Below are 23,875 nucleotides of genomic sequence, written 5' to 3'. Positions count from 1 at the left end.
TCCAGATATCTGTAGTGTTCGCTACAGATGTGGAGCTGGACGCCGGTTCGCAAGATACTTATGTATCGAGCACTATGAATTTCTTATCTCATTCATGGGGAAATGGGAAGTCGCGGAAAAACATCACGTGCAACAAGAGGATAAGCCAGGGACAATCCGTCATAGAAACGGCACCCGGCTTACGGAGCAACGAAAAATGGGAATGGGACGCCCCCGCGCTTTCGACGCGGACGCCGCTTTGGACCAGGCCATGGATGTGTTCTGGCGCCATGGTTACGAGGGCGCGACGATCGCGCAGCTCACCGAGGCGATGAATATCAATCCGCCCAGCCTCTATGCCGCGTTTGGCAGCAAGGAGGGTCTGCTGAAGGCCGCGCTCGACCGCTACACCGAGAAGCGCGACGCGTGGATGGAAAAGGTTTTGGGCGCCTCCACCGCCCGAGAGGTGGCCGAACGATTTTTGATGGAGCACGCGGACGCCCAGACCGATCCCGCCAACCCGCCCGGTTGCCTGCTGGTCCAGGGCGGCCTTGCCTGCGGCACCGGCTCGGAGAATGTTCCATTTGAACTGGCAGCGCGCCGCACCCGAACCGAGGACCAGTTGCACGAGCGTTTTGTCCGCGCGAAGGCCGAACACGACCTGGGCGAAAGCGCCGATCCGGCCACCCTTGCCCGCTATCTCTCCGCGGTGACATCAGGCATGTGCGTGATGGCTTCCTCGGGTGCCGACCGCAACGCGCTGCGCGAGATTGCAGCGGTGTCGCTGAAGGCGTTTGATGAGCAGGCGAAGGGGTAGAGCGGTTGAAGGGGTAGAGCGGTTCACGTCAAGCGCCTGCGGCCCCAACGACGTTGGGAGTGACCGGCGATGAAGCATTGGACCGGCTGGCTGCCAGGTCTCACCACGCTGCGTCGATATCAAGCGGCGTGGCTTCCACACGATATCGTCGCCGGGCTTGTGCTCGCGACCATGCTGGTCCCGGTCGGCATCGCCTATGCGGAAGCGTCCGGCCTGCCCGGCATCTACGGGCTCTATGCGACGATCATCCCGCTGCTGGTCTACGCGCTGTTCGGGCCGAGCCGCATCCTTGTCCTTGGGCCGGACTCGGCGCTTGCGGCCATCATCCTCGGCGTCGTCGTTCCGCTGTCTGGCGGCGATCCGATGCGTGCGGCAACCCTGGCCGCCATGATGGCGGTCGTCTCTGGGACGATATGCATCGTCGCGGGCATCGCGCGGCTGGGATTCCTGACCGAGCTTCTCTCCAAGCCGATCCGCTACGGCTACATGAACGGAATAGCCCTGACCGTGCTGATCAGCCAGCTGCCAAAGCTGTTCGGCTTTTCCATTGAAGGCGATGGACCTCTGCGCAGTCTCTGGGCGGTCGTCGGAGCAATCGTCGACGGAAAGACGAATTGGGCGACCCTCGGGATCGGCCTTGCGACGCTGGCGGTGATCCTGCTGCTCGCCCGGAACAAGCGGTTGCCCGGCATTCTGATTGCCGTCGTCGCGGCGACGGTCGTCACCGGGGTTTTCGATCTCGGGGCCCGCTTCGGCGTGACCGTCCTGGGTTCGGTTCCCCAGGGCTTGCCGGGATTCGCCATTCCCAGGATCGGCTATGGCGACGTCGTGCAGGTGCTGATCGGCGGCAGCGCCGTCGCGCTGGTGTCGTTCGCCGATACCAGCGTGCTGTCGCGCGCCTATGCGGGACGATTGGGCGATCGCGTTGATCCCAATCAGGAGATGGTGGGACTCGGCGCGGCGAATCTGGCGGCCGGCTTCTTTCAGGGTTTTCCGATCAGCAGCAGCGGATCGCGCACGCCCGTTGCGGAAGCTGCCGGAGCGCGCACGCAATTGACCAGCGTCATCGGCGCGCTGGCCATCGCCTTCCTGCTGCTGATAGCGCCGAATTTGCTGCAGCACTTGCCCAACGCAGCATTGGCCGCCGTCGTCATCGCTGCTGCGCTCGGCTTGTTTGAGATCAGCGACCTCAGGCGAATCTACCGCATTCAGCAGTGGGAGTTCTGGCTATCGATGGTCTGCTTCGTCGGCGTAGCCGTGCTCGGCGTGATTCCGGGAATAGGCCTCGCCATCGTGCTCGCGATCGTCGAATTCCTGTGGGACGGCTGGCGGCCGCATTCCGCCGTGCTGGGCCGCGCCTCCGGCGTGAAGGGCTATCACGACATCACGCGATACCCTGATGCGCGCCAGATCCCCGGGCTGGTGCTGTTCCGGTGGGATGCGCCGCTGTTCTTTGCCAATGCCGAGTTCTTCAAGGAACGCGCGCTGGATGCGGTGGCAAAATCCCCGACGGCGGTGCGCTGGCTGGTGGTCACGGCCGAGCCGGTCACCAGCGTGGATGTGACCGCCGGCGACATTCTCGCCGAGCTCGACGAGGCATTGCACGCACAGAAGATCGAGCTGTGCTTTGCCGAGCTCAAGGACCCCGTCAAGGACAAGCTGAAGAAATTCGGCCTGCTGGCGCAGCTTGGCGAGAACAATTTCTTCCCGACCATCGGCGTTGCCGTTGCGCGCTACCTCGAGATCAATGCTGACGTGACCTGGGAGGACTGGGAAGACCGCGCCGAGGCCTAAAGCGCGATGGGTTCAATCGCCAGCGCGCTATGGCACTTTTGTTTGAGCATGATCTTTCGGAAAGCCGCTTCGCACTTTTCCGGATCATGCTTCCCAGCCGTCCGGGCCCGTCACCACATCGTCTGCCGCGCGCGCTCCGGCCATTCCCGATCGTATTTTTCGCCGCCGACCGTGTGCTCGCTCATCTCGGCAAGAATCTGGCCCGGCGTCGGCAAGACCTTCGGATCGACCCGCCTGTCCGGATTCCAGAGATCGGAGCGCACGATCGCGCGCGCGCACTGGAAATAGATCTCCTCCACATGCATCACGATCACCGTGCGCGGTGCCTTGCCTTCCATCATGAAGGAGGCGAGCAGCTCCGGTTCGGCCGTGACATAGGCGCGGCCGTTGACGCGCAGCGTGCTGCCCGAGCCGGGAATCAGGAACAGCAAGCCGACGCGGGGATCGCGAACGATGTTGCGCAGCGAATCACAGCGATTGTTGCCGCGGCGATCCGGCATCATCAGCGTCTTCGCATCATGGATGCGCACGAAGCCCGGCAGATCGCCGCGCGGCGAGCAATCGAGCCCTTCGGGGCCTGCGGTGGCAAGCGACACGAACGGCGACTTCTCGATGAGCACACGATAGAGCGGCGTCACGTGGTCGGCGACCTTCACGGTCGACGCGTCATTTGGGAAGCCGTAGATCGCCTCGAGCTGCTCGACCGTTTCGATCACCGACATTCGTGCTCTTCTCCCTTTGCTGCCTTTCGACGCATTTTCTTGACGCGAACCGGTATCCATTTCGCTCGAAAACGCTCTAGTCGTCCCAGCGTTCGCCCTTGATGATGCGGACAAGCTGTCGCGCATGATAGTCGGCGGTGCCGGAATTGACGATGGTGAAATCGGGCGTCGACGTGCTCTCGTCGACGGTGCGGGCCAGCCGCTGCTCGAGAAGGCCGTCGCTGCTGCGCGCCCGCATTGCGAGCCGCGCGGCCAGCACATCCGGCGGCGCCGTGACCAGCACCACGACAGCATTGGCATAGTTGCGGCGCGCCGCGGCGATCACGGTGCGCGAGACGTTCGCGATCACGGTGCGTCCGGCGCCTAAATCGTCGTTGATCGACCGCGACAGCGCGTAGCGATGGCCGTGCGCTTCCCAGTGCATGGCGTAGTCGCCGGCGGTTACCGCGCGCTGGAAGCTTTCCGCGCTGACCTCCTCATTGTCCTCCGACGCCGAGGCCTTGCGGGTGATCAGCCGACGGGGAAACACGACATCGCGATCATCGCCACAGGCCGCCTTGGCGAACCCCAGCAGCGTATCCTTGCCGGCGCCGCTCGGACCGACCACCAGGATCAGCCGGCCGGGACCGATTCCGGCGCGCCGATCGGCGACGACGGATGCATCGGTCATGCGACCCTCCCTCCTTCGCGCCAGACGCTGCGCACGACTGGCAGATCGCGCGCGACGTGCACGCGGATCAGGTCGGCGCGGCGGCCGAGCGCGATCTCGCCGCGGTCGTTGAGCCCGACCGCTTCGGCCGGCGTCTTGGTCACGGTGCGCACGGCCGAAGCGAGATCGATCGCCGGCACGTGCCGCGGCAATTGCAGCGCCGCCATCAAAAGGCTGGACGGGATGTAGTCTGACGACAGGATATCGAGCATGCCCTCATTGGCGAGATCGACGGCTGCGATGTTGCCGGAGTGCGAGCCGCCGCGCACCACGTTCGGCGCGCCCATCAGGATGTCGATGCCGGCGGCGTGCAAGCCCCGCGCGGCTTCCATCGTGGTCGGGAACTCCGCCACCGCGACCTTGTCGTTGACGGCGTCGACCACGTTCTCGTCGGTGGTGTCGTCATGGCTCGCCAGCGGGATCCGGTATTCATGCGCCAGCGCGACGATCGCGCGGGTGTTCGCCACCGCATATTCCTTCTGATAGGCGAAGCGCCGCGCGAACAGCACGTCGAGCTGGGCGTCGGTCATGCCGCCGCCCTTGCCGCGATAGTAGTCGCGCAGCTTGACCTCGTCGCGGAACTGGCGCTGACCCGGCGTGTGGTCCATCAGCGACATCAGCCGCACATCCGGCCGGTCGATCAGTTCCTTGGCCTCGGCGACCACGTCCGGCATCGGGACCTCGCAGCGCAGATGCAGGAAGTGATCGGCGCGCAGTAGATTCTCCTCGCGCGCCGCCGAGATCGCCGCCGCCAGCACGCCGGCGCGCCCGTCGACATCCTCGGCGCCGTCCTCGCGCCAGACCCGGAGCGAATCCAGCACCGTGGTGATGCCTGAGGTCGCGAGCTGACCGTCATAGGAGATCACGGCCGCGACCGGATTCCAGAACACTTTCGGCCGCGGCACATAGTGCATCTCGAGATGGTCGGTGTGCAGCTCGATCAGCCCGGGCATCAGGAGGTCGCCGCCGGCATCCTCGGCGGCCTCGGGCGCCCTGCCCTCGCCGAATTCCGCGATCCTGCCATCAGCGATCGCGACCCAGCCCTGCTCGATCACGCGATCGGCGAGGACCAGCCGGGCGTTGCCGATGATGGTGTCTTGCTTGGCGGTCATTTCAAACGGTCCTTCAGGCAGCAGCCGCGAACGAGGTCACGTCGACGATACGGTCGGCGATCAGATGGCGGATTTCGTCGTCATGGACAATCGCGACCATCGCGACGCCCTTGGTCTTCTTCTCCGCGATCAGCTCGACCACCACGGCGCGATTGGCCGCATCGAGCGAAGCGGTCGGCTCGTCCAGCAGCAGGATCGGCAGGTCCGAGATGAAGCCGCGTGCAATGTTGACGCGCTGCTGCTCGCCGCCGGAGAAGGTCGAGGGCGGCAGGGTCCAAAGCCGCTCCGGAATGTTGAGCCGGCGCAGCAGCTGGCCGGCGCGCGCGCGGGCCTCCTCGCGCGCCACGCCGTTGACGATCAAGGGCTCGGCGACGACGTCGATCGTCGCCACCCGCGGCACGGCGCGCAGGAACTGGCTGACATAGCCGATGGTCGAGCGGCGGATGCTCAGCACCTGGCGCGGCTCGGCGGTGGCAAGGTCGACAACCTTGCCATGGTGGCGGATGCCGATCCGGCCGCTGTCGCAACGATAGTTGCCGAAGATCATCTTCAGGATCGAAGATTTGCCGGCGCCCGACGGGCCCGACAGCACCACGCACTCGCCCGGATCGGCGTGGAACGAGACGCCGCGCACCACGGGCAGCTCGACGCCGCCCTGCAGGTGCATGGTGAAGGTCTTCTCGGCGTCGGCAAGTTCGATCATCGCGGTCATTGGCACGCTCATGGCGGAAGAATCGAGGAAACGAGCAGCTGGGTGTAGGGCTCGCGCGGATCGTCGAGCACCTGGTCGGTGAGGCCGGTCTCGATGACGCGGCCGCCTTTCATCACCATCACGCGATGCGAGAGCAAGCGCGCCACCGCCAGATCGTGGGTCACGACGATCGCGGCAAGCCCGAGCTCGCTGACGAGGTTGCGCATCAGGTCGAGCAATCGCGCCTGCACCGAGACGTCGAGACCGCCGGTCGGCTCGTCCATGAACACCAGCCGCGGCTCGGTGACGAGGTTGCGGGCGATCTGCAGCCGCTGCCGCATGCCGCCGGAATAGGTCTTCGGCGCGTCGTCGATGCGGCCGGTATCGATCTCGACCCGCTCCAGCCAGGTCGATGCGGTGTCACGGATGCGGCCGTAGTGATTCCAGCCGACCGCCATCAGCCGCTCGCCGACATTGGCGCCGGCCGAGACGCCCATGCGCAGCCCCTGCGCCGGGTCCTGGTGCACAAAGCCCCAGTCGGTGCGAAACAGGAAGCGCCGCTCGGCCTCGCCGAGTTCAGCGAGATCGCGCAGCACGCCGTCGCGCATCCGGTAGGACACCCGGCCCGCACTCGGCGCGAGCTGCGCCGAGAGCAGCTGCAGCAGCGTCGACTTGCCCGAGCCGGACTCGCCGACGATCGCCAGCACCTCGCCGGGATAGAGCGCGAACGAGACGTCGCGGCAGGCCGCCAGCCGGCCGTAATTCTTGGCAAGCCCCTCGGCCAGCAGCAGCGGCTCGTCGTTGTCGAGGCTCGGGAGCTCAGACATGCGCCTTCTCCTTGTGCGGCGCTGCGCTCTCGGTGCCGTGATGGCCGGCGGCCTGGCGCTGCTCGCAGAAGTCCGTGTCGGAGCAGACGAACATCCGGCCGCCCTTGTCGTCGGTGACGATCTCGTCGAGATAGGAATTGTCGGCGCCGCAGAGCGCGCAGGGCGCGTTGAAGCGGTAGCGCGTGAACGGGTGATCCTCGAAGTCCAGCGACACCACGGTGGTGTAGGGCGGGATCGCGTAGATGCGCTTTTCGCGGCCGGCGCCGAACAGCTGCAGCGCCGCGCAATTGTCCATCTTCGGATTGTCGAATTTCGGTGTCGGCGACGGGTCCATCACGTAGCGCGCGTTCACCTTCACCGGATAGGCGTAGGCGGTGGCGATATGGCCGAAGCGCGCGATGTCCTCGTAGAGCTTGACGTGCATCAGCCCGTATTCGGCGAGCGCGTGCATGCGCCGCGTCTCGGTCTCGCGCGGCTCGAGGAAGCGCAGCGGCTCGGGGATCGGCACCTGATAGACCAGCACCTGCCCGGCATGCAGCGACGCCTCGGGAATGCGATGCCGGGTCTGGATCACGGTCGCGTCCGTGGTCGAGGTCGTGGTCGCGACACCCGCGGTCTTGCCGAAGAACTTGCGGATCGAGATCGCGTTGGTGGTATCGTCCGAGCCCTGGTCGATCACCTTCAGCACGTCGTCGGGACCGAGGATCGCGGCGGTCACCTGCACGCCGCCGGTGCCCCAGCCATAGGGCATCGGCATCTCGCGGCTCGCGAACGGCACCTGATAGCCGGGGATCGCGATCGCCTTGAGGATCGCGCGGCGGATCATCCGCTTGGTCTGCTCGTCGAGATAGGCGAAATTGTACGTCGGCGCGTTCATTCCGCGGCCTCCTGCATTTCCACGGCCTCGTTGGCTTCCGCAAACTCCTGCCGCAGCTTGCGCAACAGGCCGAGCTCGGACTGGAAGTCGACGTAATGCGGCAGCTTGAGATGCTCGACAAAGCCGGTCGACTGGACATTGTCGGAGTGCGACATCACGAACTCCTCGTCCTGCGCCGGCGCCGCCGCCTCCTCGCCGAGCTCGCGCGCACGCAAAGCGCGATCGACCAGCGCCATCGACATGGTCTTGCGCTCGCTCTGCCCGAAGGCGAGGCCATAGCCGCGGGTAAAGCACGGCGCCTCGGTCGTCGAGCCCTTGAACTGGTTGACCATCTGGCACTCGGTCAACTCGATCGAGCCGAGCGGCACGGCAAAGCCCGCGTCCTCGGCGAAGAACTCGACCTCGACCTCGCCGAAGCGGATCTCGCCGGCGAACGGGTGGTTGCGGCCATAGCCGCGCTGCGTCGAGTAGCCGAGCGCGAGCAGGAAGCCCTCATCGCCGCGCGCCAGATTCTGCAGCCGCAAATCGCGGTCGGCCGGAAAGCTCAGCGGCTCGCGCGTGAGGTCGCCGACCGGCGTGTTGCTATCTGCCTGCGGTGAGGATTCGATCAGGCCATCGCGGCCGAGAATGTCGGTCACCCGCGGCGTGGCGGCCTGCGAGGCGTCCGCGGTCGCCGGCTGCTCCGGCACAAAGCCTTGCGCGAGCTGCGGATCGAGCAGGCGATGGGTGTAGTCGAAGGTCGGGCCCAGGATCTGGCCGCCCGGAACGTCCTTGAAGGTCGAGGAGATCCGCCGCCGCACCTGCATCTCGCCGGTGTTGACCGGCTCAGTGGCGCCGAAGCGCGGCAGCGTGGCGCGGAAGGCACGGACCAGGAAGATCGCCTCGATCATGTCGCCGCGCGCCTGCTTGATCGCGAGCGCCGCGAGCTCGCGGTCGTAGAGCGAACCTTCGGTCATCACGCGATCGACACCGAGCGCGAGCTGCTCGGAAATCTGTGCCAGCGTCACCTCGGGCACGTCGCGGTCGCCGCGCCGCTCATGCGCGAGCAGCCGATGGGCATTCTCGATGGCGCGCTCGCCTCCCTTGACGGCTACATACATCGCTTACACTCCGCTTGCGATCAGCCGCGTGGTGCGCGGGATCGCCACAATGGCATCGTCATGGACCAACACGACATCGATGCCGCGCGGGAACAAGGCTTCGTTGATCGCAAGCCGCTGGAACAGGTCGCGCGGCTTGAGCATCGCCTGCAGCACGGCGCTGCCGTCGATGCCGGGTCCTTTCAGCTCGAAGGCCGGCCCCTGCGACAGGCTGTCGACCTGCAGGATCAGCGTGGTCGAGCGGTCAGGATACTCGCTGCTGCCGAACGCAAAGCGATCGAGCGCCGGCAGGTTCGCGGCATCGCCGATCAGCGCGAAGCTCGCGATCGAGGAATCGGTGATCACCGGCGCGCTGGCGTGAAACTTCAGCCAGCGGGCGACGTCCGGCGTCGCCGACATCGCCGCGTCGAGCCAGATCGGCGTATCGTGATCGAACAGCGTCAGCGCGATCGCGGCCGAGCCGCGCATCATGCCGGCCGGCGTTCCGACATCAGCGGCGACGCGCTGCACGCTGCCCGGGCGCGCCATCGCATCCATCACGGAACGGAAGGTCGACTGTGCCGACAGCACCTTGTCGGCAAAGCCCGCGGGCATTTCGGCAATCGTCGTCATTGCATCATCCCTCACCGCGCACCATCGTGTAGAAATCGACCCGCGTCGCCGCGGTTTCCGCTGCCTTGCGGCCGCGTTCGGCGTTCATGGCGACGCGCAGCGGCCCAATCACCTTGGCCTCCACCTCGCCGGACAACTCCGCCGACTGCACCATGGCGTCGCACAGCGCGATCATCTGCGCCTTCCGCGCGTCGCGGCCGAGCGTGTAGCCGAAGCCGACCTCGCCAGTCGCAAGCCGCACCGCCGCGCGCGACACCGTCGCCTCGCCGAGATTGAACGGCGCACCGTCGCCGCCGATCCGCCCGCGCAGCATCACAAGGCCGTTTTCCGGCTCACGCAGGTTCTCATGCGCGGGCACTGCGATCGCCGCCAGCCTGCCGGCGATGTCCGCAGCGGCGGCGTGCGCCAGCACGGTCATCGCGGCCTTGCGCTGGGCTTGTTTGCTGTTTGGTCCGATCGAACTCATGGGCAAACCTTTGGGCAACCTTGCTTGCATCAAGTTGTCTATGATACTAGACAACTTGATAGCGGAGCGCCATGACTGTTTCGTGACAAACCAAAGATTTCTGGTATCACCGCGCCATGAGCATGCAGGAAAGTTCCGGCGTCGCCTTGTGGCGGCAGGTCGCCGACGGCATCGAGCGCGGCATCGCTGACGGCCGCTTTGCCGCCGGCGAAAAGCTGCCCGGCGAGATGGAGATCGCCGAGACGTACCGGGTCAACCGGCACACCGTGCGGCGGGCGCTCGCCGCATTGGCCGAGCGCGGCCTGGTGCGCGCCGAGCGCGGCAGCGGCACCTATGTCGAAGCCCAGCGCCTCGCCTATCCCTTGCGCTCACGCACGCGGTTTTCCGAGATTGTCGGCGCCGGCGGCCACGAGCCGCGCGGCCAGCTGATCGATGCGAGCAGCGACACCGCCAATCGCGAGATCGCACGCGAGCTCGGGCTGAAGATCGGTGCGCCGCTGATCCGGATCGAAGCGGTGCGGCTCGCCGACCGGACGCCGATCTGCGTTTCCACCACCTGGCTGTCGGCCGAGCGGTTTCCTGATGCCGGCAGCGTATTCGCCAACGTCCGCTCGATGACGAAGCTGCTCGGGCATTACGGCGTCAAGGACTACCACCGCGCCTCGACCCGGATCACCGCAGCGATCGTCGATGCGACCGACGCCGCGCGGCTCGACCTGCCGCTGGGCCGGCCGGTGCTGGTGGTCGACGCAACCGACGTCGACATGCTGGACCAGCCGCTGGTGACCAAGCGTTCGCGCTTCGCCGCCGAGCGCGTGGAATTTCTGGTCGAGAACGGTTGACGATGAGCACTTCTCCCTCGCCCCGCTCTGGCGGGGAGAGGGTGGGGGTGAGGGGCTGTCTCCGCGAATCCGGAAGCTGTGAGTCCCCGGAGAGTCCCCCTCACCCGGAGTTTGCGCCACGCGAAAATTCCGGCCTCTCCCCGCACGCGGGGAGAGGCGAAGAAGAAGCTACACCACCGCACGCTGCCCGATGATCGCAAAGCGCAGCTTGCTCGAGATGAAGTCGATCGCGGCAACTGCGATCAGGATCATCAGGATCAGGAACGACACCTTCTGCCATTCCAGCACGCGGATCTGCTCGGCGAGCTGCAAGCCGATGCCGCCGGCGCCGACGATGCCGATGATGGTCGCCGAACGGGTATTCGACTCGATGAAGTAGAGCACCTGCCCGGCGATCACGGGCAGCACCTGCGGCAGCAGGCCGAAGCGGATTTCGTGCAGGGCGTTGCCGCCGGAGGCGCGAATGCCCTCGACCTGCTTGCGATCAGCCGCCTCGATCGCCTCCGAGAACAGCTTTCCGAACGCGCCGAAGTCGGACACCATGATCGCGAGCACGCCGGCGAACGGGCCGAGACCGACGACGTTGATCCAGACCAGCGCCCAGATCAGCGTATCGACGCCGCGGATCGAGTCCAGGAAGCGGCGCACCGGAAAGCGGATCAGGTTCGAGGGGATGATGTTGCGCGCCGCCAGCAGGCTGACCGGCAGCGCCAAAACCGCGGCAAGCGTGGTGCCGAGCACCGCGATCGACAGCGTCTCGCCGAGCGCCTGCATGTAGAGCGGAAACGACGAGCCCGGATTCGGCGGAAGCATCAGCATGGTGATCCAGCCGAGCTGGCCGAGGCCCGCGATCAGCCTGGACGGCGAGAAGTCGAGATCGACCAGGCCGAACACGAAGATCGCGAGCGCCGCCGCGATCATGGCTGGCATCGCCAGCCGTGCCGATGCGGGACGTTCGAAGACGCCGGGGTACTTCGCGCGCAGTTCCGTGGTGTCCGGCCTCGGCATCTGGCTCATCGACGGGTCTCCTTGCCGAACAGCCGGCCGCGCAGCCAGCCGGTCGAAATGTCGATGATGAAGACCGTGACGATGATGGTGATGAGGATGGCGCTGACGTCGGAATAGTAGAACTTGCGGATCGCGACCACCAGCTCCTGGCCGATGCCGCCGGCGCCGACGAAGCCCATCACCGACGCCTCGCGGACGTTGATCTCGAAGCGCAGCAGCGCATAGCTGGCATAGCCGGCGGAGACCTGCGGCAGCACGGCAAAGCGCATGCAGGACAGCCAGCTCGCGCCGGTGGAGCGGATGCCCTCGACCGGCTTCATGTCGGCATTCTCGACGATCTCGGCAAACAGCTTGCCGAGCGCCCCGGTGGTGTGGATCGCGATCGCCAGCACGCCGGCCATCGGCCCGAGGCCGAACGCGATCACGAAGATCAACGCGAACACGATGCCAGGGACGGTGCGGGCGAATTCCAGCAGGCGGCGGATCGTGAAACGTGCCCACGGGCCCGGCGACGTATTCTGGGCCGCGAAGAAATTGAGCGCGAAGGCAAGCACGGCACCCGTCAGCGTGCCGACATAGCTGATCAGGATCGTCTCGCCGAGCATCTTCAGCCACTTATGCCAACCCCAGAACCATTCGGCGGGATCGGTCCAGACCCGCGCGCCGGAATCCAGCGTCAGGATGCGATCGAAATAGCTGACGAAATTGCCGAAATAGGTGAACAGCGTGCGCAGGTTCACTTCGGCGCCGAACGCCGCGATCACCAGCACCGCACAGAATGCCGCCGTTGCCAGCGCGGCCTTCAACCGCTTGCGTGCGACGGACTTGCGGTAGGCGTCCTCCAATGTCGCCAGTTGCTGCGCTGGAAGAATGGATACGGCGGTCGCCATCGACGCGTGCCAGTCCGGTTCGAAGTTGAGTGGAAAGGGCCGGGCTATACGCCCGGCCCTCGTGACGTCAGGCGTGCGATCAGCTCGCCTTCTTGCGCAAACCGTCGACGAACTTGATCAGCTCGATGGTGCCGTCCCAATCCTTGGTGGTGGCGGGATGGAAGCCCTTCTTCTGACCGTCGGACAGACGGTCGAAGGCGGCTTTGTCCTTGGTCGGGGCGTCGAAGAAGGCCTTTGCGATCGCGGCCTTCAGGTCCTCCGGAAGATCGGTGTTGTACGCATAGGGGCCGTTGATGATCAGCGCCGACTTGTGGATGATGCGGAAATCATCCTTCTTCATCGCCGAGCCGTCGGCATTCTTCAGCATGCCCTTGGTCAGCATCTGGGCGAGCGTGGAATCGTCCTCGTTGGTCCACTGGTTGGCGGCCACATCAACGGTTCCCTGCGACAGCGCCAGGACGGCGTTCTCGTGGCTGCCGGTGAACACGACCTTGCCGAAATAGCCTTCGGCGTTCGCGATGCCCATCTTGTTGAGTTCGAAGCGCGGCACGTTGTTGCCGGACGTCGAGTTCGGATCGACCAGGCCGAGATTCTTGCCTTTCAGGTCCTCGACCGTCTTGTACGGGCTCGACGCCTTGACGAAGAACACCGAGTAATAGCCGGTCGAACCGTCGGCGTTCATATCGTTGGCGAACGCGTCGGTCTTGACGCCGGTCAGGCGCGCGCGAGAGAACGAGGCCGAGCCGTAGCTGGCGATCTGGATGTTGCCGGCGCGCTGGCCTTCGATGACGGCCGCGTAGTCGTTGGCAATGCGCAGCGTGACCTTCACGCCGAGCTCCTTCGACAGATACGCCACGAACGGCGTCCAGCGCTCGGTGACCCCGGAGGCGTTCTCGGCCGGCACCACCGCGAAGGTGAGCTCCGGGTATTTTGCTTTCCAGTCCTGCGCGGAGGCCGAACCGGCAAATGCCAGCGCGGCGGCGCCAGCCAGAATGATGCGACGAGTGAACATGACTACCCCTCTTTTGTTGTAGTTGCACCTGTTGGCCGGGCAAAATGCCCGGCCTCCCAGATTGAAAAATGCGCGACGCTCAGGCCGCGGCTGCGGTGCCGAGTGCCGGCGCAGTTGCACCGTCGGGCGCGGGCAGCGGTGCTGCGCCGATGACGTCATTGGCCTCGAGGTCATAGAGCTCGCGGGCGATATGGTCGGTGAGCGCCGCGGGGGCGCCATCGAACACCACGCGACCCGCGGCCATGCCGACCAGGCGGTCGCAATAGGTCCGCGCCAGGTCGAGCGAGTGCAGATTGCAAAGCACAGTGATGCCGAAATGCTTGTTGATGCGCAGCAGCGCGTCCATCACGATCTTGGTGTTGCGCGGATCGAGCGAGGCGATCGGCTCGTCGGCGAGAATGATGTCGGGCTCCTGCACCAGCGCGCGGGCGATCGCGACGCGCTGCTGCTGGCCGCCGGAGAGCTGGTCGGCGCGCTGCGCCGCCAGCTGGGCGATGTCGAATTGCTCGAGCGCCGACAGCGCCAGCGCCCTGTCCTGCTCCGGCCAGACCTGCGCCAGCGACCGCCATGACGGAATCTGGGCCAGCCGGCCCATCAGCACGTTGGTCAGCACGTCAAGGCGGCCGACCAGATTGAACTGCTGGAAGATCATCGCCGAGCGCGCGCGCCACCGCCGCAGTTCCTTGCCGCGCAACGCGGTGACGTCGGTACCTTCGAACAGGATACGGCCGGAGGTCGGATCGGCGAGACGGTTGATCATCCGCAGCAGCGTCGACTTGCCGGCACCGGAGCGGCCGATCACGCCGACAAAGCTGCCCGGCGCGATCGAAAAGGACGCGTTGTCGACTGCGGCTTTCGTGCCGAAACGGCACGTCAAACCTTCCACCACCAGCATGTAATGCTCCAACCGCGCCTCGTTGGGCCATCGCTATCCCCGGCGTTTTACAGTTATGTGACGACAGCGCTGCGGTGCGGCGATCGTCCACACCCCTCCCTTGTCGCTCCCTTGCCGTCATCCCGACGTCATGATGTTGTCATCAAGCGTCCCGATGACGAGCACGCATCCCCGGAAGCCCAAGATTCTTTAAGATTTGCGGAGGCCCCGATGGCCGGAAAAACACTCTCGGTTGTGCCGACCGTCGACCCGACAGCGTCGGTGCGCGAGAGCAAGCTCGGCAAGTATACCGAGGTCGGCGCGCGCACGATCCTGCTTGAAGTCAGCATGGATGACTATTCTTACGTCGTGAACGACAGCCAGATCACCTACACTTCGATCGGCAAGTTCTGCTCGATCGCCGCGATGACCCGCATCAATCCCGGCGACCACCCGATGCATCGCGCGACTCAGGCGCATTTCACCTACCGCGCCAGCGCGTATTTCCCCGGGGAGAGCGACGACACCGACTTCTTCAACTGGCGACGTGCGCATCACGTGCATATCGGCCATGACGTCTGGATCGGGCACGGTGCGATCCTGTTACCGGGCCGGAACGTCGGAACCGGCGCTGTCGTCGCCGCCGGCGCCATCGTGACCAAGGACGTTCCCGACTACACCATCGTCGCCGGTAATCCGGCGCGGCCGGTGAAGCGGCGCTTCTCCGAGACGATCGCCGACCGCCTCGCTGCGCTCGCATGGTGGGACTGGGATCACGAAACACTTCGGCGTGTCCTGCCTGACTTTCGCAAGCTCGCGGTCGAGGAATTCCTCGACAAGCATGAGGCCGAGGCCGTATCCCAATCACAAGCCAAACAACGGAGCGCCGCATCGTGACGGACATTTTCATCGAGGGCGGGCGCACGCTGGTTGACGGCGCCTTGGTCGAGACCTCGCTGCGGACCGCAGGCCGCGACATCGGCGCGCTCGACGCCGAGCAGGGTCGCGCCGCGCTGCACATCGATGCCAGCGGCCTCCTCGTGCTGCCCGGCATGATCGACCTGCACGGCGATGCGTTCGAGCGGCAGATGATGCCGCGCCCCGGCGTCGACTTCCCGACCGACGTGGCGCTGATCGACAGCGACCGGCAGGCGATCGCCAACGGCATCACCACCGTGTTCCATGGCACGACGTGGTCGTGGGAGCCCGGCCTGCGCAGCGCGGAGAATGCGCGCAAGCTGCTCGATGCGATCGAGGCGCTGCGGCCGCAGCTCGCCGCCGACACCCGCTTCCATCTGCGCCACGAGACCCACAATCTCGAGGCCGAGGCCGAGATCATTCAATGGCTCAGTGAGGGCCGCATAGACCTGTTCGCCTTCAACGACCACAGCAACGTCAAGCCGAAGAAGCGCAACCAGCTGGCCGAGCGCACCGGGCTCTCCGTCGAGGCCGTCAACGACATGCTGGACCGGATCGTGGCGCGCCGTCCCGAGGTGCCTGCCTCGATCGCGCGACTGGCCGCCGCTGCGCGCGCGGCCGATATCCGCATGCTGTCGCACGACGACAACAGCCCGGCGATGCGCCAGGAGTTTCGCGCGCTGGGCGCCACGATCGCCGAATTCCCCGTCAACGAGGAGACCGCGCGCGACGCTGCGGCGGCGGGCGACTTCATCGTGTTCGGTGCGCCCAATGTGGTGCGCGGCGGCAGCCACACCGGCTGGACCAAGGCATCCGACATGATCGCACAGGGCCTCTGCTCGGTGCTGGCGTCGGACTACTACTATCCGGCGCAGCTGCTCGCGGCGTTCCGCCTCGCCGCCGACGGCATCCTGCCGCTCGCCAGAGCCTGGGACCTGATCTCGTCGGCGCCGGCCCGCGCGGCCGGGCTCGCCGACCGCGGCGTGCTCGCCGCGGGCCGCCGTGCCGACATCGTCGTCGTCGACGACAAGGTGCCGCTGCGGCCGCGCATTGTCGCCGTGATCTCGGCCGGACGGCTGGTGCATCTGGCCGACGCGAGCTGCCTCGTTCATTCGCTCGCGCCGCGCAAGACGGTTGCGGCGGCGTAGCTCAGTCCCATGGCCAATACTCCGCGCTACGCGATCTACTATGCGCCGTCACCCGACAGCGCGCTGCACCGCTTCGGTTCGACGCTGCTCGGCTACGATGCCGTGTCAGGCGACGCGTTGCCGTTTCCCGAAGGCGTCACGCCCGACTGGCGCGAGGTCACCGAAGATCCGCGCAAGTATGGATTCCACGCCACGCTGAAGGCGCCCACCGCGCTCGCCGACGGTCGGAGCGAGGCCGAGCTTCTCGATGCCTGCGCCGCCTTCGCCGGTCGCGCGCGGCGCATTCCGGTGATCGAACCGGTGGTCGATGCCATCAGCGGCTTCATCGCGGTGATCCCGGCCAGCCGCTCGGATGATCTGCAACAGCTTGCTGCCGATTGCGTCACGGAATTCGACGCGTTCCGCGCGCCGCTGACACCGGAAGATCGCGCGCGCCGCAGGCCAGAGAAACTCACCGCGCGGCAGTGCGACTATCTCGACCGCTGGGGCTATCCCTACGTCATGGAGGAGTTCCGCTTCCACATGACGCTGACGGGACGGCTGAGCGACGAGCGGCGGGGCCCGATCGTGGCGCAGCTGCGCACACGGTTCGCGGCGGTCGACCTCACGAGGCTCGCAATCGACCGCATCGCGCTGTTCAAGCAGACCGACAGCGCATCACGCTTCCGCATCATCGACAGCTGGCCGCTGCGGGCGTAGCGCGCGCTATTCCTCCACCCGGGTGCGGGCGATGATCTCAGCGGCGCCCTTCTCCAGCAGCTCCATGCCCACGGCGCGGCCGAGTTCGCGCGGCCGATCGGCCGGCCCGCGCCGCGTCACCTCGATGAAGCCGGCGCCGGCCTCGTCGAGCACGGAGGCGCGCAGCGTCATCTCGCTGCCCGCAAGCGTGGCGTGGCCGGCGATCGGCGAATTGCAATGGCCGTTGAGCACCCACAGCACCTCGCGCTCGGCCTCGGCGGCGAGCCGCGACTGCACGTTGTCGATCCCGGCAAGCCGCGCACGTGTCGCCCAGTCGGTGTCGACGCATTCCACCGCGACAATGCCCTGGCCGACCGCAGGCAGCATCTCGCCGACGGAGAAATCATGCGCGATACGCGCGGTCATGCCGATGCGCTCGAGACCCGAGCGCGCCATCACCAGCGCGTCCGCCGGCCCGACCTCGCCGCCGCCGGGCAGCCGCTGCTTGTCGCCGCGATCGAGTTTTGCCACCCGCGTGTCGGCGGCGCCGCGATAGTGGATCACGGTCGCTTCCGGAAACAGCCGGCGCAGATAGGCGGCGCGGCGGACGGCATTGGTGCCGATCATGAAGCCCTTGCCGCGCGCGGCGCGAAGGGTGTCGAGCGACAGGCCGGGACGCAGCACGAGGCTGTCATTGGCGGCATCGCGCGCCAGCATCGCGGCGATGACGAGACCCGGCGTCTCCTCATTGCCCGGTACGTCCTTCAGCGAATGCATCGCCGCCTGCAAGGTGCCGGCACGCATGGCTTCGCGGATCTCGGCGACGAAGGCGCCGCCCTTGCCGCCATGGCGCAACAGCTTGCTGGTCTGGTCCTGGTCGCCGCGCGTCTCGAACTTGACGATGTCGACGGCAAGATCCGGCGCCGAAGCGCGCAGCAGCCGCGCAACCTCGTCCGTCTGCGCGAGCGCCATCGCGCTCTTGCGCGTCCCAATCCGCAAAACCTGTCCCGACACGAAAGCTCCGCTGCGCGTGATCATCAACGGCTGGGGATTAGAACAAAAAGCCAGTCAAAACAACGGTTTTTGCCCCTGTTTGGCCACGCTCAGACGGTGTCCTTAACAAGCTCCACTCCGGCCTCGCGCATTGCCGTCGTGGCGGCCGCGAGCGAGCCGCCGAGGTCGATGGCGCGGCAGCCCGACAGTACGACAATGGTCTCAAAGCCGAGCCGGCGCGCATCGAGCGCCGAATACTGCACGCAATAATCCGTGGCGAGCCCGGCCATCACGACGCGCCTGAAGCCGCGCTCGCGCAGATAGCCGGCGAGCCCGGTCGGCGTCTTGCGGTCGTTCTCGAAGAACGCCGAATAGGAATCGATCGCGGTCCGAAACCCCTTACGGATCACGAGTTCGGCCCGCTCGGTGGCGAGGTCGGGATGGAACGCGGCGCCGGCCGTACCCTGGATGCAATGATCCGGCCACAGCGTCTGCGGCCCATAAGGCATGGCGATCTCAGAGAACGGCGCCGCGCCCGGATGCGAGGTCGCAAACGAGCTGTGGCCCGCCGGGTGCCAGTCCTGGGTCAGCACGACATGGTCGAACCGCTCGGCGAGCCGGTTGACGACAGGCACGACGGCATCGCCGTCCGCGACCGCCAGCGCGCCGCCGGGGCAGAAATCGTTCTGCACGTCGATGATAAGGAAGAGATCGTCGGGCGCAATCTTCATCAGGTGCCGATCCGCAATGATGCGCGCAGCTTGCGCAGGCAGGCGATCACCGACAGCGCGGTGATGCGGCCGGTCTTCGGGTTCTCCGAGGGAATGTTCTCGATCATCATCGAGAACCGCGCGGAATCGGAATCGACCTCGATCCGGTGGGTGTTGCGCGTCACCGTCGGATCCGCCCAGATCTCGACCCTTGTGCGGTCGGGGCCGATGCCGGCGAGCGACAGCGCCACCGCGACGTTGAGGTTGGCCGGAAAGCCCTTTGCGGCGTCGCGCGCACTGCCCTCGAAGATGCGCAGCGGCTCGGTGATGCCTTCGATCTGGATGTTGTTCTCGACCAGATGCGGCGCGCCGACGAGGCCGGCGACCGGCTTGCGCGTCACGAGCTTGGCCGAATGAATGGTCCCGACGGCCGCGGCGGTCACGGCATCGAGCCCGATCAGCGCCCCCGTCGGCACGATGATCTGGCCGCCATGGGCCTTCGCGAGATCGACGAGGTCCTCGTTCTGGAGCAGCGCGCCGACGCTGAGCACGACCGCGGTCTTGCCCCGCTCGACCACCGGCGCCACGATCGAACGGACCAGCTTGCTCGGCGCGCATTCGACCACGATGTCGGCAATCTCGGCCAGCTGCTCGATCGGCATCAGCTTCGGCGCCGACTTGAGCTCCGCCACCCAGCCGCGGTGCTTGCCCGGGCTGTTCGCCGACACCGCGACCAGCGTCAGGCCCTCGATGCCCTGATCGAGCGCCTTGACGACGTCGGTGCCGATCGCGCCGAGGCCGGCGACCGCAACCCGTGTCCTTGTCTTGTTGTCAGCCATCATTTCCCGCCGGCGAGCATCTTGACCAGGCGATAGAGATACTCCTCGCCCTGGTAGAACGACTTGACGAGCACGCGCTCGTCCTTGCCATGGTTGCGATTGTCGTCGACATCGGCGGCCAGCCCGGAATGAGCATAGGTCGGAATTCCGGCATTGCGCAGATAGCTGCCGTCGGTTGCGCCGGTGCTCATGACCGGAACGATCGACGCATCCGGCCAGAACTCCTTCGACAGCTTCTCGATCGAACCCATGATCTCCTCGTTGAGAGGCGACGGCGGGCTCAGCACGGCCTTGCCGGTCGGAGCCACCGCGATCTGCTTGTCGGCGAGCACGCGCTCGATCGTCGCCTGCACGCCCTCGACCGGCTCGCCGGGCAGTATCCGGCAGTTCACCTTGGCGGTCGCCAGCTGCGGCAGCGCGTTGATGGCGTGGCCGCCCTCCAGCATCGTCGCGACGCAGGTGGTGCGGAGCTGCGCATTATAGCCCGGATTCTCCGACAAACGCGCCAGCGCCGCCGGGTCGGGCTGCGGCGCCAGGATCGCCCTGATGTCGTCGGCATGCGACGTGTCGACCTCGGCGATCTTGGTGAAATAGATCCGTGTGGTCTCGTTGAGGTTCATCGGGAAGCTGTAATTGGAGAGCCGCACGAGGCCTTCGGCGAGGTGATAGATCGCATTGTCCTTGCGCGGCAGCGATGAGTGGCCGCCGCGATCCTTCACCGTGAGCTGGTAGCCGATCGAGACCTTCTCGCTGGTCTGCACGCTGTTGCGGATCGCCTTGCCGTTCTTGAGACCGACGCCGCCGCCTTCATTGAGCGCGAACTCGGCATCGATCAGGTCGCGGTGGTTCTTGATCAGCCACTGCATGCCGAGAGCGTTGGCATCGAGGATTCCTCGTCGGTCTCGAGCGCGACGATGATGTCGCGGTCGGGCTTATAGCCCTCCTTCTTGTAGCGGATCAGATTGGTGATGAAGGCGGACGCCATGTATTTGTCGTCGCTGGAGCCGCGGCCGTAGAAATAACCATCCTGCTCGGTGAGCTTGAACGGATCGACCGACCAGTCCTCGCGGTTAGCGGGGACGACGTCGAGATGGGCAACCAGAAGGATCGGCTTGCGCGCGCCGGAGCCGTGCAGCCGCGCCACCAGATTGCCCTTGTGCGGCGCCGGCGAGAACACGTGCACGTCGGCCTCGGGGAAGCCCGCCGCGCGGAGCCGCGCGCCCATCGCCTCCGCCGCCTTCTGGGTATCGCCGGTCGCGGTGGTCGTGTTGATCTCGACCAGCTCCTGGTAGATGCCGCGGGCGAATTGCTGCTGCTCCGTCAGCCCCTGCGCCGCGGCACCGGTTGCCAGCAGCGCCGGACCGAGCGCCGCCGCGAGCCGCAGCGACCGAACCGTGTCTCTAGCCTTGTGCGACATCATGCTCTCCCGGAATTCCGCCACCTGATCGGAGCGAATTCAGACAGCCGGCACGCGCTTTGGCAAGACGGCGAGCCCTTCAATTTCCGCGCGCATGCTCCGCGGTTTCGCGCACGCTATTTGCAGTCCTTATTTCGAATCCTTGGCCGCGATCACCTCGATCTCGACCAGGAATCCGGGATTGGCGAGGGCTGCGACGCCGACCACCGAGCGCGCCGGCAGGTTGGGCTGGCTGCCGCCGAAGAACTGGGTGTAGCCCTCCATGAAGGCCTTGAAGTCCATCGGCGCGGATGCGTTGTGCACCAGGAATACCTGCATCTTGACGACGTCGCCCATGCCGAGGCCCTGGCCTTCCAGAATGGCCTTGATGCGGTTGAGCACGCCGACGGTCTGCGCCTTGGTATCGCCATAGGCCTGCGGGCTCGACGGATCGGCGTCCTTGTTGATCACCGGCGGCACCTGGCCGCTGACATAGACGGTCGTGGTGTTACCGGTGACGGTCACGGCCTGCGCGATCGGGAATGTCGAGTTGGGAATCGGATGCCTGACCACGTCAGCCGAGGCGGCGGTCGCCATCGCCGACAACGCGGCGCCCAGTGCGATAGTTGCTAATCTCATGATTTCCCCCATTGCTCGATCGCAGCTCGTGCGGCACACATCGTTCATTTCGTCATTCCGGGGCGCGCGCCGCGCGAACCCGGAATCTCGAAGTTGCGGAACTCCGAGTACGTCACCTCTGGATTCCGGGTTCGCGGGCTTTGCCCGTGCCCCGGAATGACGGAAACGGCGCTTCTAGCGGCGGGCGTCCTGGACATCCTTGGTCGTCACCGCGTCCTGATAGTTGTTGCTGAAGTGCGTCCGCAGATAATTCACAACGGCGGCGATCTGACCATCGGTCATCATGTCGCCGAACGCCGGCATGCCGCGGCGGCCATTGATGACCAGGAAGACCGGATAGCCGGCGGCCTCGAGATTCTTGTTGCCGGCCAGCGACGGGTAAGTGCCCGCCCCACTCGCGCCCGTCGCATCCGGCATGTGGCAGCCCTGGCACACATTGGCGAACAGCTCCTCGCCTGTCATCTCGACGAAGCGGTAGCCCGAAGAGAAGGTGCGCTTGCCCGCGCCACTGTCCTGCCCAAGGGCCGCCGTCGCCGACAGCAGCGCCAGTGCGGCGACGACGGATGTCGCGGTCCGCATCATCATGTCTTCACCACGCGTTCGTGCAGCCGGGAGATGACGTCGAGCGCGGACAGGATGGCGCCCTCCTGCCAGGCCGGCAGCTGCGAGGCGTGCTCGCCCGCCAGCACGATACGGCCGTCGATCTGACAGAGATTGCGGTAATGCTGCGCCCGGGTGGCCTCGGTCCATTCGCCGGCGCAGCCGAGCGTGAACGGCACGCGATGCCAGGCCACCGCGACGCCGTTCTCGAATTCGTTTCTGTACTGCGGATGGATTGCGGCGCCGAACTCGACCGCGCTGGCGACCCGCTCGGCCGGCGTCATCGCGGTGAACTCGAACGAATTGGCACCGCCATACATGTAGGCGCCGAGCAGGATGCCGCGGCCGCCGCGGTTGAAGCCGTAGTTCGGATAGGCGATCTGCCGGATCGGCAGGTCGGTGTAGCTGATGCCGCCGTAGATCGCGTCATCCTCCTCCCAGAACCGCCGCTTGAACTGCAGGCCGATCTTCACCGAGGCGGCATAGGGCACGGAGTCGATCGCACTCTTCATCGGCGCGCTGACATCGACCGGCAACTGGCTCAGGATCGGCAACGGGATGGTGCAGATGCACCAGTCGGCGGTGGCCTGCTGCACCGTGGATGGACTGGCGGTGTCGACATAGCTCACGGTGACGCCGGAGCCGTTCTGCTGGATCTGCGTCACCCTGGCGCCATAGCGGATGAGATCGCCGACCTCGCGCGCGAATGCCTTGCCGATCATGTCCATGCCGCCGACCGGCTGGAACATGGTGGTCTGGAAATCGTAGCGCGCAAAGGTCTGCAGATAGCGCCACATCCGCGACCGCAGCAGCTCCTGCAGCGGGATCGGCTCGCTGGGCAGCGGATCGCCCATCAGGCCGCCGCCGGGATCGCGCGCATACCCACGGAACTCGGCCGACACGAGGTTGGCATTGTACTTGTAGTCGCGATCCAGCGCGCCCCAGTCGCGCAGCGACTGCAGCAGGATCTCCTGATCCTCCTTGCCCACGGTCTCGTCGAGCCGGCCCTGCTGGGTGACCTTTGCGAGCAGCTCCGAGACCCCGCCCTGAAAATCCGCCTTGATGCTGCGAAAGCGCTGCGGCTTGCCGCCGAATGCACGCGTCGCGTGCAGATAGGCGTTGTGATTGAGCTGGATGAAGGGTTCCAGCGTCACATTGAGCCGGCGACAGTAATCGAGCAGCGCTCGGTGATGATAGGGAATCCGCCACGGGCCGGGATTGAGATAGAGCCCCTGCTCGAACTGACTGGTCTGCCTGAAACCGCCGAGCTCGACAAAACTGTCGCCGCCGCGGATCGACCAGTTGCGGCCGCCGGCGCGGCTGTTGAATTCGAGGATCTGGACCTTGTAGCCGGCCTTGCGCAGCTCCAGCGCCGCCGTCATCCCGGCAAGCCCCGCGCCGAGAATCAGCACCGAGGCGCCCTTCACGTCGCCTGTGAGCTTCAGCGGCCCCTTGTAGGCGGATTCGGACGCGAAGCCGAGGCTCGTCATCGCGTGATACATCGCCGAACTGCCGGCAATGGTGCCAATCAGCGCCAGCAGATCACGCCGCCTGATCACAGATTCGTTCTGCACCCGCGCTCACCCAGCCGCTGACGTCGATGGCGAAGGGAAACGGCTCGC

The 23,875-nt window shown here is 66.1% G+C and carries 27 protein-coding genes; 6 read left to right on the top strand and 21 right to left on the bottom strand.

Annotation, left to right across the window (positions count from 1 at the left end):
- Window positions 1–196: 196 nt before the first annotated feature.
- Together ACVWY5_RS08280 and ACVWY5_RS08275 are read left to right on the top strand one after the other, a co-directional pair.
- Window positions 197–796: a TetR/AcrR family transcriptional regulator gene (locus ACVWY5_RS08280; protein ID WP_028334531.1), complete on the top strand. Its 600-nt coding sequence runs from the start codon at window positions 197–199 to the stop codon at window positions 794–796.
- Between the two features lie 69 nt (window positions 797–865).
- Entirely contained in the window at window positions 866–2,590 is a 1,725-nt protein-coding gene (locus tag ACVWY5_RS08275) for a sulfate permease (RefSeq protein WP_028334532.1), read from the top strand.
- Between the two features lie 110 nt (window positions 2,591–2,700).
- On the opposite strand, the gene ACVWY5_RS08270 is transcribed toward ACVWY5_RS08275, so the two are convergent.
- The 9 genes from ACVWY5_RS08270 to phnG form a co-directional block, all read right to left on the bottom strand.
- The gene (locus ACVWY5_RS08270; RefSeq protein WP_028334533.1) at window positions 2,701–3,312 is read right to left on the bottom strand and encodes a pyridoxamine 5'-phosphate oxidase family protein; all 612 of its coding nucleotides are present in this window, start codon (window positions 3,310–3,312) and stop codon (window positions 2,701–2,703) included.
- Window positions 3,313–3,388: 76 nt separating this feature from the next.
- Window positions 3,389–3,982, bottom strand: a complete 594-nt coding sequence (gene phnN, locus ACVWY5_RS08265; protein WP_028334534.1) for a phosphonate metabolism protein/1,5-bisphosphokinase (PRPP-forming) PhnN — start codon at window positions 3,980–3,982, stop codon at window positions 3,389–3,391.
- Entirely contained in the window at window positions 3,979–5,133 is a 1,155-nt protein-coding gene (locus tag ACVWY5_RS08260) for an alpha-D-ribose 1-methylphosphonate 5-triphosphate diphosphatase (protein ID WP_028334535.1), read from the bottom strand. The genes phnN and ACVWY5_RS08260 overlap by 4 nt, the downstream gene beginning before the upstream one ends.
- A 13-nt stretch (window positions 5,134–5,146) precedes the next feature.
- Window positions 5,147–5,845, bottom strand: coding sequence for a phosphonate C-P lyase system protein PhnL (gene phnL / locus ACVWY5_RS08255; RefSeq protein ID WP_028334536.1), 699 nt, complete (start codon window positions 5,843–5,845; stop codon window positions 5,147–5,149).
- Window positions 5,846–5,853: 8 nt separating this feature from the next.
- The gene (gene phnK, locus ACVWY5_RS08250) at window positions 5,854–6,651 is read right to left on the bottom strand and encodes a phosphonate C-P lyase system protein PhnK (RefSeq protein WP_028334537.1); all 798 of its coding nucleotides are present in this window, start codon (window positions 6,649–6,651) and stop codon (window positions 5,854–5,856) included.
- Entirely contained in the window at window positions 6,644–7,528 is an 885-nt protein-coding gene (locus ACVWY5_RS08245) for an alpha-D-ribose 1-methylphosphonate 5-phosphate C-P-lyase PhnJ (RefSeq protein ID WP_016846424.1), read from the bottom strand. Before ACVWY5_RS08245 ends, phnK begins: the two co-directional genes overlap by 8 nt.
- A complete protein-coding gene (locus ACVWY5_RS08240) occupies window positions 7,525–8,628 on the bottom strand; it encodes a carbon-phosphorus lyase complex subunit PhnI (RefSeq protein ID WP_028334538.1) in 1,104 nt (367 codons plus the stop codon). Before ACVWY5_RS08240 ends, ACVWY5_RS08245 begins: the two co-directional genes overlap by 4 nt.
- Before the next feature lie 3 nt (window positions 8,629–8,631).
- Complete coding sequence (gene phnH / locus ACVWY5_RS08235) at window positions 8,632–9,240, bottom strand: phosphonate C-P lyase system protein PhnH (protein ID WP_028334539.1); 609 nt, start codon at window positions 9,238–9,240, stop codon at window positions 8,632–8,634.
- Window positions 9,241–9,244: 4 nt separating this feature from the next.
- Window positions 9,245–9,706 (bottom strand): phosphonate C-P lyase system protein PhnG, encoded by a 462-nt coding sequence (gene phnG, locus ACVWY5_RS08230; protein ID WP_028334540.1) that lies wholly within the window; start codon window positions 9,704–9,706, stop codon window positions 9,245–9,247.
- Window positions 9,707–9,822: 116 nt separating this feature from the next.
- On the opposite strand from phnG, the gene phnF reads away from it, so the two are divergent.
- Entirely contained in the window at window positions 9,823–10,548 is a 726-nt protein-coding gene (gene phnF, locus ACVWY5_RS08225) for a phosphonate metabolism transcriptional regulator PhnF (protein ID WP_028334541.1), read from the top strand.
- Between the two features lie 168 nt (window positions 10,549–10,716).
- Here the strand turns inward: phnF and phnE (ACVWY5_RS08220) are convergent, their stop codons facing one another.
- From phnE (ACVWY5_RS08220) to phnC, 4 genes are all read right to left on the bottom strand, one after another.
- Complete coding sequence (gene phnE / locus ACVWY5_RS08220) at window positions 10,717–11,565, bottom strand: phosphonate ABC transporter, permease protein PhnE (protein WP_028334542.1); 849 nt, start codon at window positions 11,563–11,565, stop codon at window positions 10,717–10,719.
- Complete coding sequence (phnE, locus tag ACVWY5_RS08215; RefSeq protein ID WP_028334543.1) at window positions 11,562–12,446, bottom strand: phosphonate ABC transporter, permease protein PhnE; 885 nt, start codon at window positions 12,444–12,446, stop codon at window positions 11,562–11,564. Before phnE (ACVWY5_RS08215) ends, phnE (ACVWY5_RS08220) begins: the two co-directional genes overlap by 4 nt.
- Before the next feature lie 79 nt (window positions 12,447–12,525).
- Complete coding sequence (gene phnD, locus ACVWY5_RS08210; protein WP_028334544.1) at window positions 12,526–13,458, bottom strand: phosphonate ABC transporter substrate-binding protein; 933 nt, start codon at window positions 13,456–13,458, stop codon at window positions 12,526–12,528.
- Window positions 13,459–13,537: 79 nt separating this feature from the next.
- Window positions 13,538–14,353, bottom strand: a complete 816-nt coding sequence (phnC, locus tag ACVWY5_RS08205; RefSeq protein WP_028334545.1) for a phosphonate ABC transporter ATP-binding protein — start codon at window positions 14,351–14,353, stop codon at window positions 13,538–13,540.
- A 210-nt stretch (window positions 14,354–14,563) separates the two neighbouring features.
- On the opposite strand from phnC, the gene ACVWY5_RS08200 reads away from it, so the two are divergent.
- The 3 genes from ACVWY5_RS08200 to ACVWY5_RS08190 are packed head-to-tail and all read left to right on the top strand — an operon-like array spanning window position 14,564 to window position 17,097.
- On the top strand, window positions 14,564–15,229 hold the full coding sequence (locus tag ACVWY5_RS08200) for an LbetaH domain-containing protein (protein ID WP_028334546.1): 666 nt from the start codon (window positions 14,564–14,566) through the stop codon (window positions 15,227–15,229).
- Complete coding sequence (locus tag ACVWY5_RS08195; protein WP_028334547.1) at window positions 15,226–16,398, top strand: alpha-D-ribose 1-methylphosphonate 5-triphosphate diphosphatase; 1,173 nt, start codon at window positions 15,226–15,228, stop codon at window positions 16,396–16,398. The genes ACVWY5_RS08200 and ACVWY5_RS08195 overlap by 4 nt, the downstream gene beginning before the upstream one ends.
- Window positions 16,399–16,407: 9 nt before the next feature.
- Window positions 16,408–17,097, top strand: a complete 690-nt coding sequence (locus tag ACVWY5_RS08190; RefSeq protein ID WP_028334548.1) for a DUF1045 domain-containing protein — start codon at window positions 16,408–16,410, stop codon at window positions 17,095–17,097.
- A 6-nt stretch (window positions 17,098–17,103) separates the two neighbouring features.
- Here ACVWY5_RS08190 and hemC read toward each other — a convergent pair whose 3' ends face one another.
- From hemC to ACVWY5_RS08150, 8 genes are all read right to left on the bottom strand, one after another.
- The gene (hemC, locus tag ACVWY5_RS08185) at window positions 17,104–18,114 is read right to left on the bottom strand and encodes a hydroxymethylbilane synthase (protein ID WP_050387865.1); all 1,011 of its coding nucleotides are present in this window, start codon (window positions 18,112–18,114) and stop codon (window positions 17,104–17,106) included.
- Window positions 18,115–18,179: 65 nt separating this feature from the next.
- Window positions 18,180–18,800, bottom strand: coding sequence for a bifunctional nicotinamidase/pyrazinamidase (pncA, locus tag ACVWY5_RS08180; RefSeq protein WP_028334550.1), 621 nt, complete (start codon window positions 18,798–18,800; stop codon window positions 18,180–18,182).
- Window positions 18,800–19,618 carry an aspartate dehydrogenase gene (locus tag ACVWY5_RS08175; RefSeq protein WP_028334551.1) on the bottom strand — a complete coding sequence of 273 codons (819 nt, stop codon included), beginning with the start codon at window positions 19,616–19,618 and terminating at the stop codon, window positions 18,800–18,802. Before ACVWY5_RS08175 ends, pncA begins: the two co-directional genes overlap by 1 nt.
- A complete protein-coding gene (locus ACVWY5_RS08170) occupies window positions 19,618–20,484 on the bottom strand; it encodes a M20/M25/M40 family metallo-hydrolase (protein WP_321176836.1) in 867 nt (288 codons plus the stop codon). Before ACVWY5_RS08170 ends, ACVWY5_RS08175 begins: the two co-directional genes overlap by 1 nt.
- Window positions 20,472–21,038 (bottom strand): M20/M25/M40 family metallo-hydrolase, encoded by a 567-nt coding sequence (locus tag ACVWY5_RS08165; RefSeq protein WP_321176837.1) that lies wholly within the window; start codon window positions 21,036–21,038, stop codon window positions 20,472–20,474. Before ACVWY5_RS08165 ends, ACVWY5_RS08170 begins: the two co-directional genes overlap by 13 nt.
- Window positions 21,039–21,164: 126 nt before the next feature.
- The gene (locus tag ACVWY5_RS08160; RefSeq protein WP_028334552.1) at window positions 21,165–21,653 is read right to left on the bottom strand and encodes a Rid family hydrolase; all 489 of its coding nucleotides are present in this window, start codon (window positions 21,651–21,653) and stop codon (window positions 21,165–21,167) included.
- Between the two features lie 174 nt (window positions 21,654–21,827).
- Complete coding sequence (locus ACVWY5_RS08155; protein ID WP_244978877.1) at window positions 21,828–22,238, bottom strand: c-type cytochrome; 411 nt, start codon at window positions 22,236–22,238, stop codon at window positions 21,828–21,830.
- Window positions 22,235–23,827: a flavin monoamine oxidase family protein gene (locus ACVWY5_RS08150; protein ID WP_038377522.1), complete on the bottom strand. Its 1,593-nt coding sequence runs from the start codon at window positions 23,825–23,827 to the stop codon at window positions 22,235–22,237. The genes ACVWY5_RS08155 and ACVWY5_RS08150 overlap by 4 nt, the downstream gene beginning before the upstream one ends.
- Window positions 23,828–23,875: the final 48 nt, after the last annotated feature.

It is taken from the genome of Bradyrhizobium sp. USDA 3256 (assembly GCF_054058275.1).
This window is presented reverse-complemented; position numbering and strand designations above follow the sequence as displayed.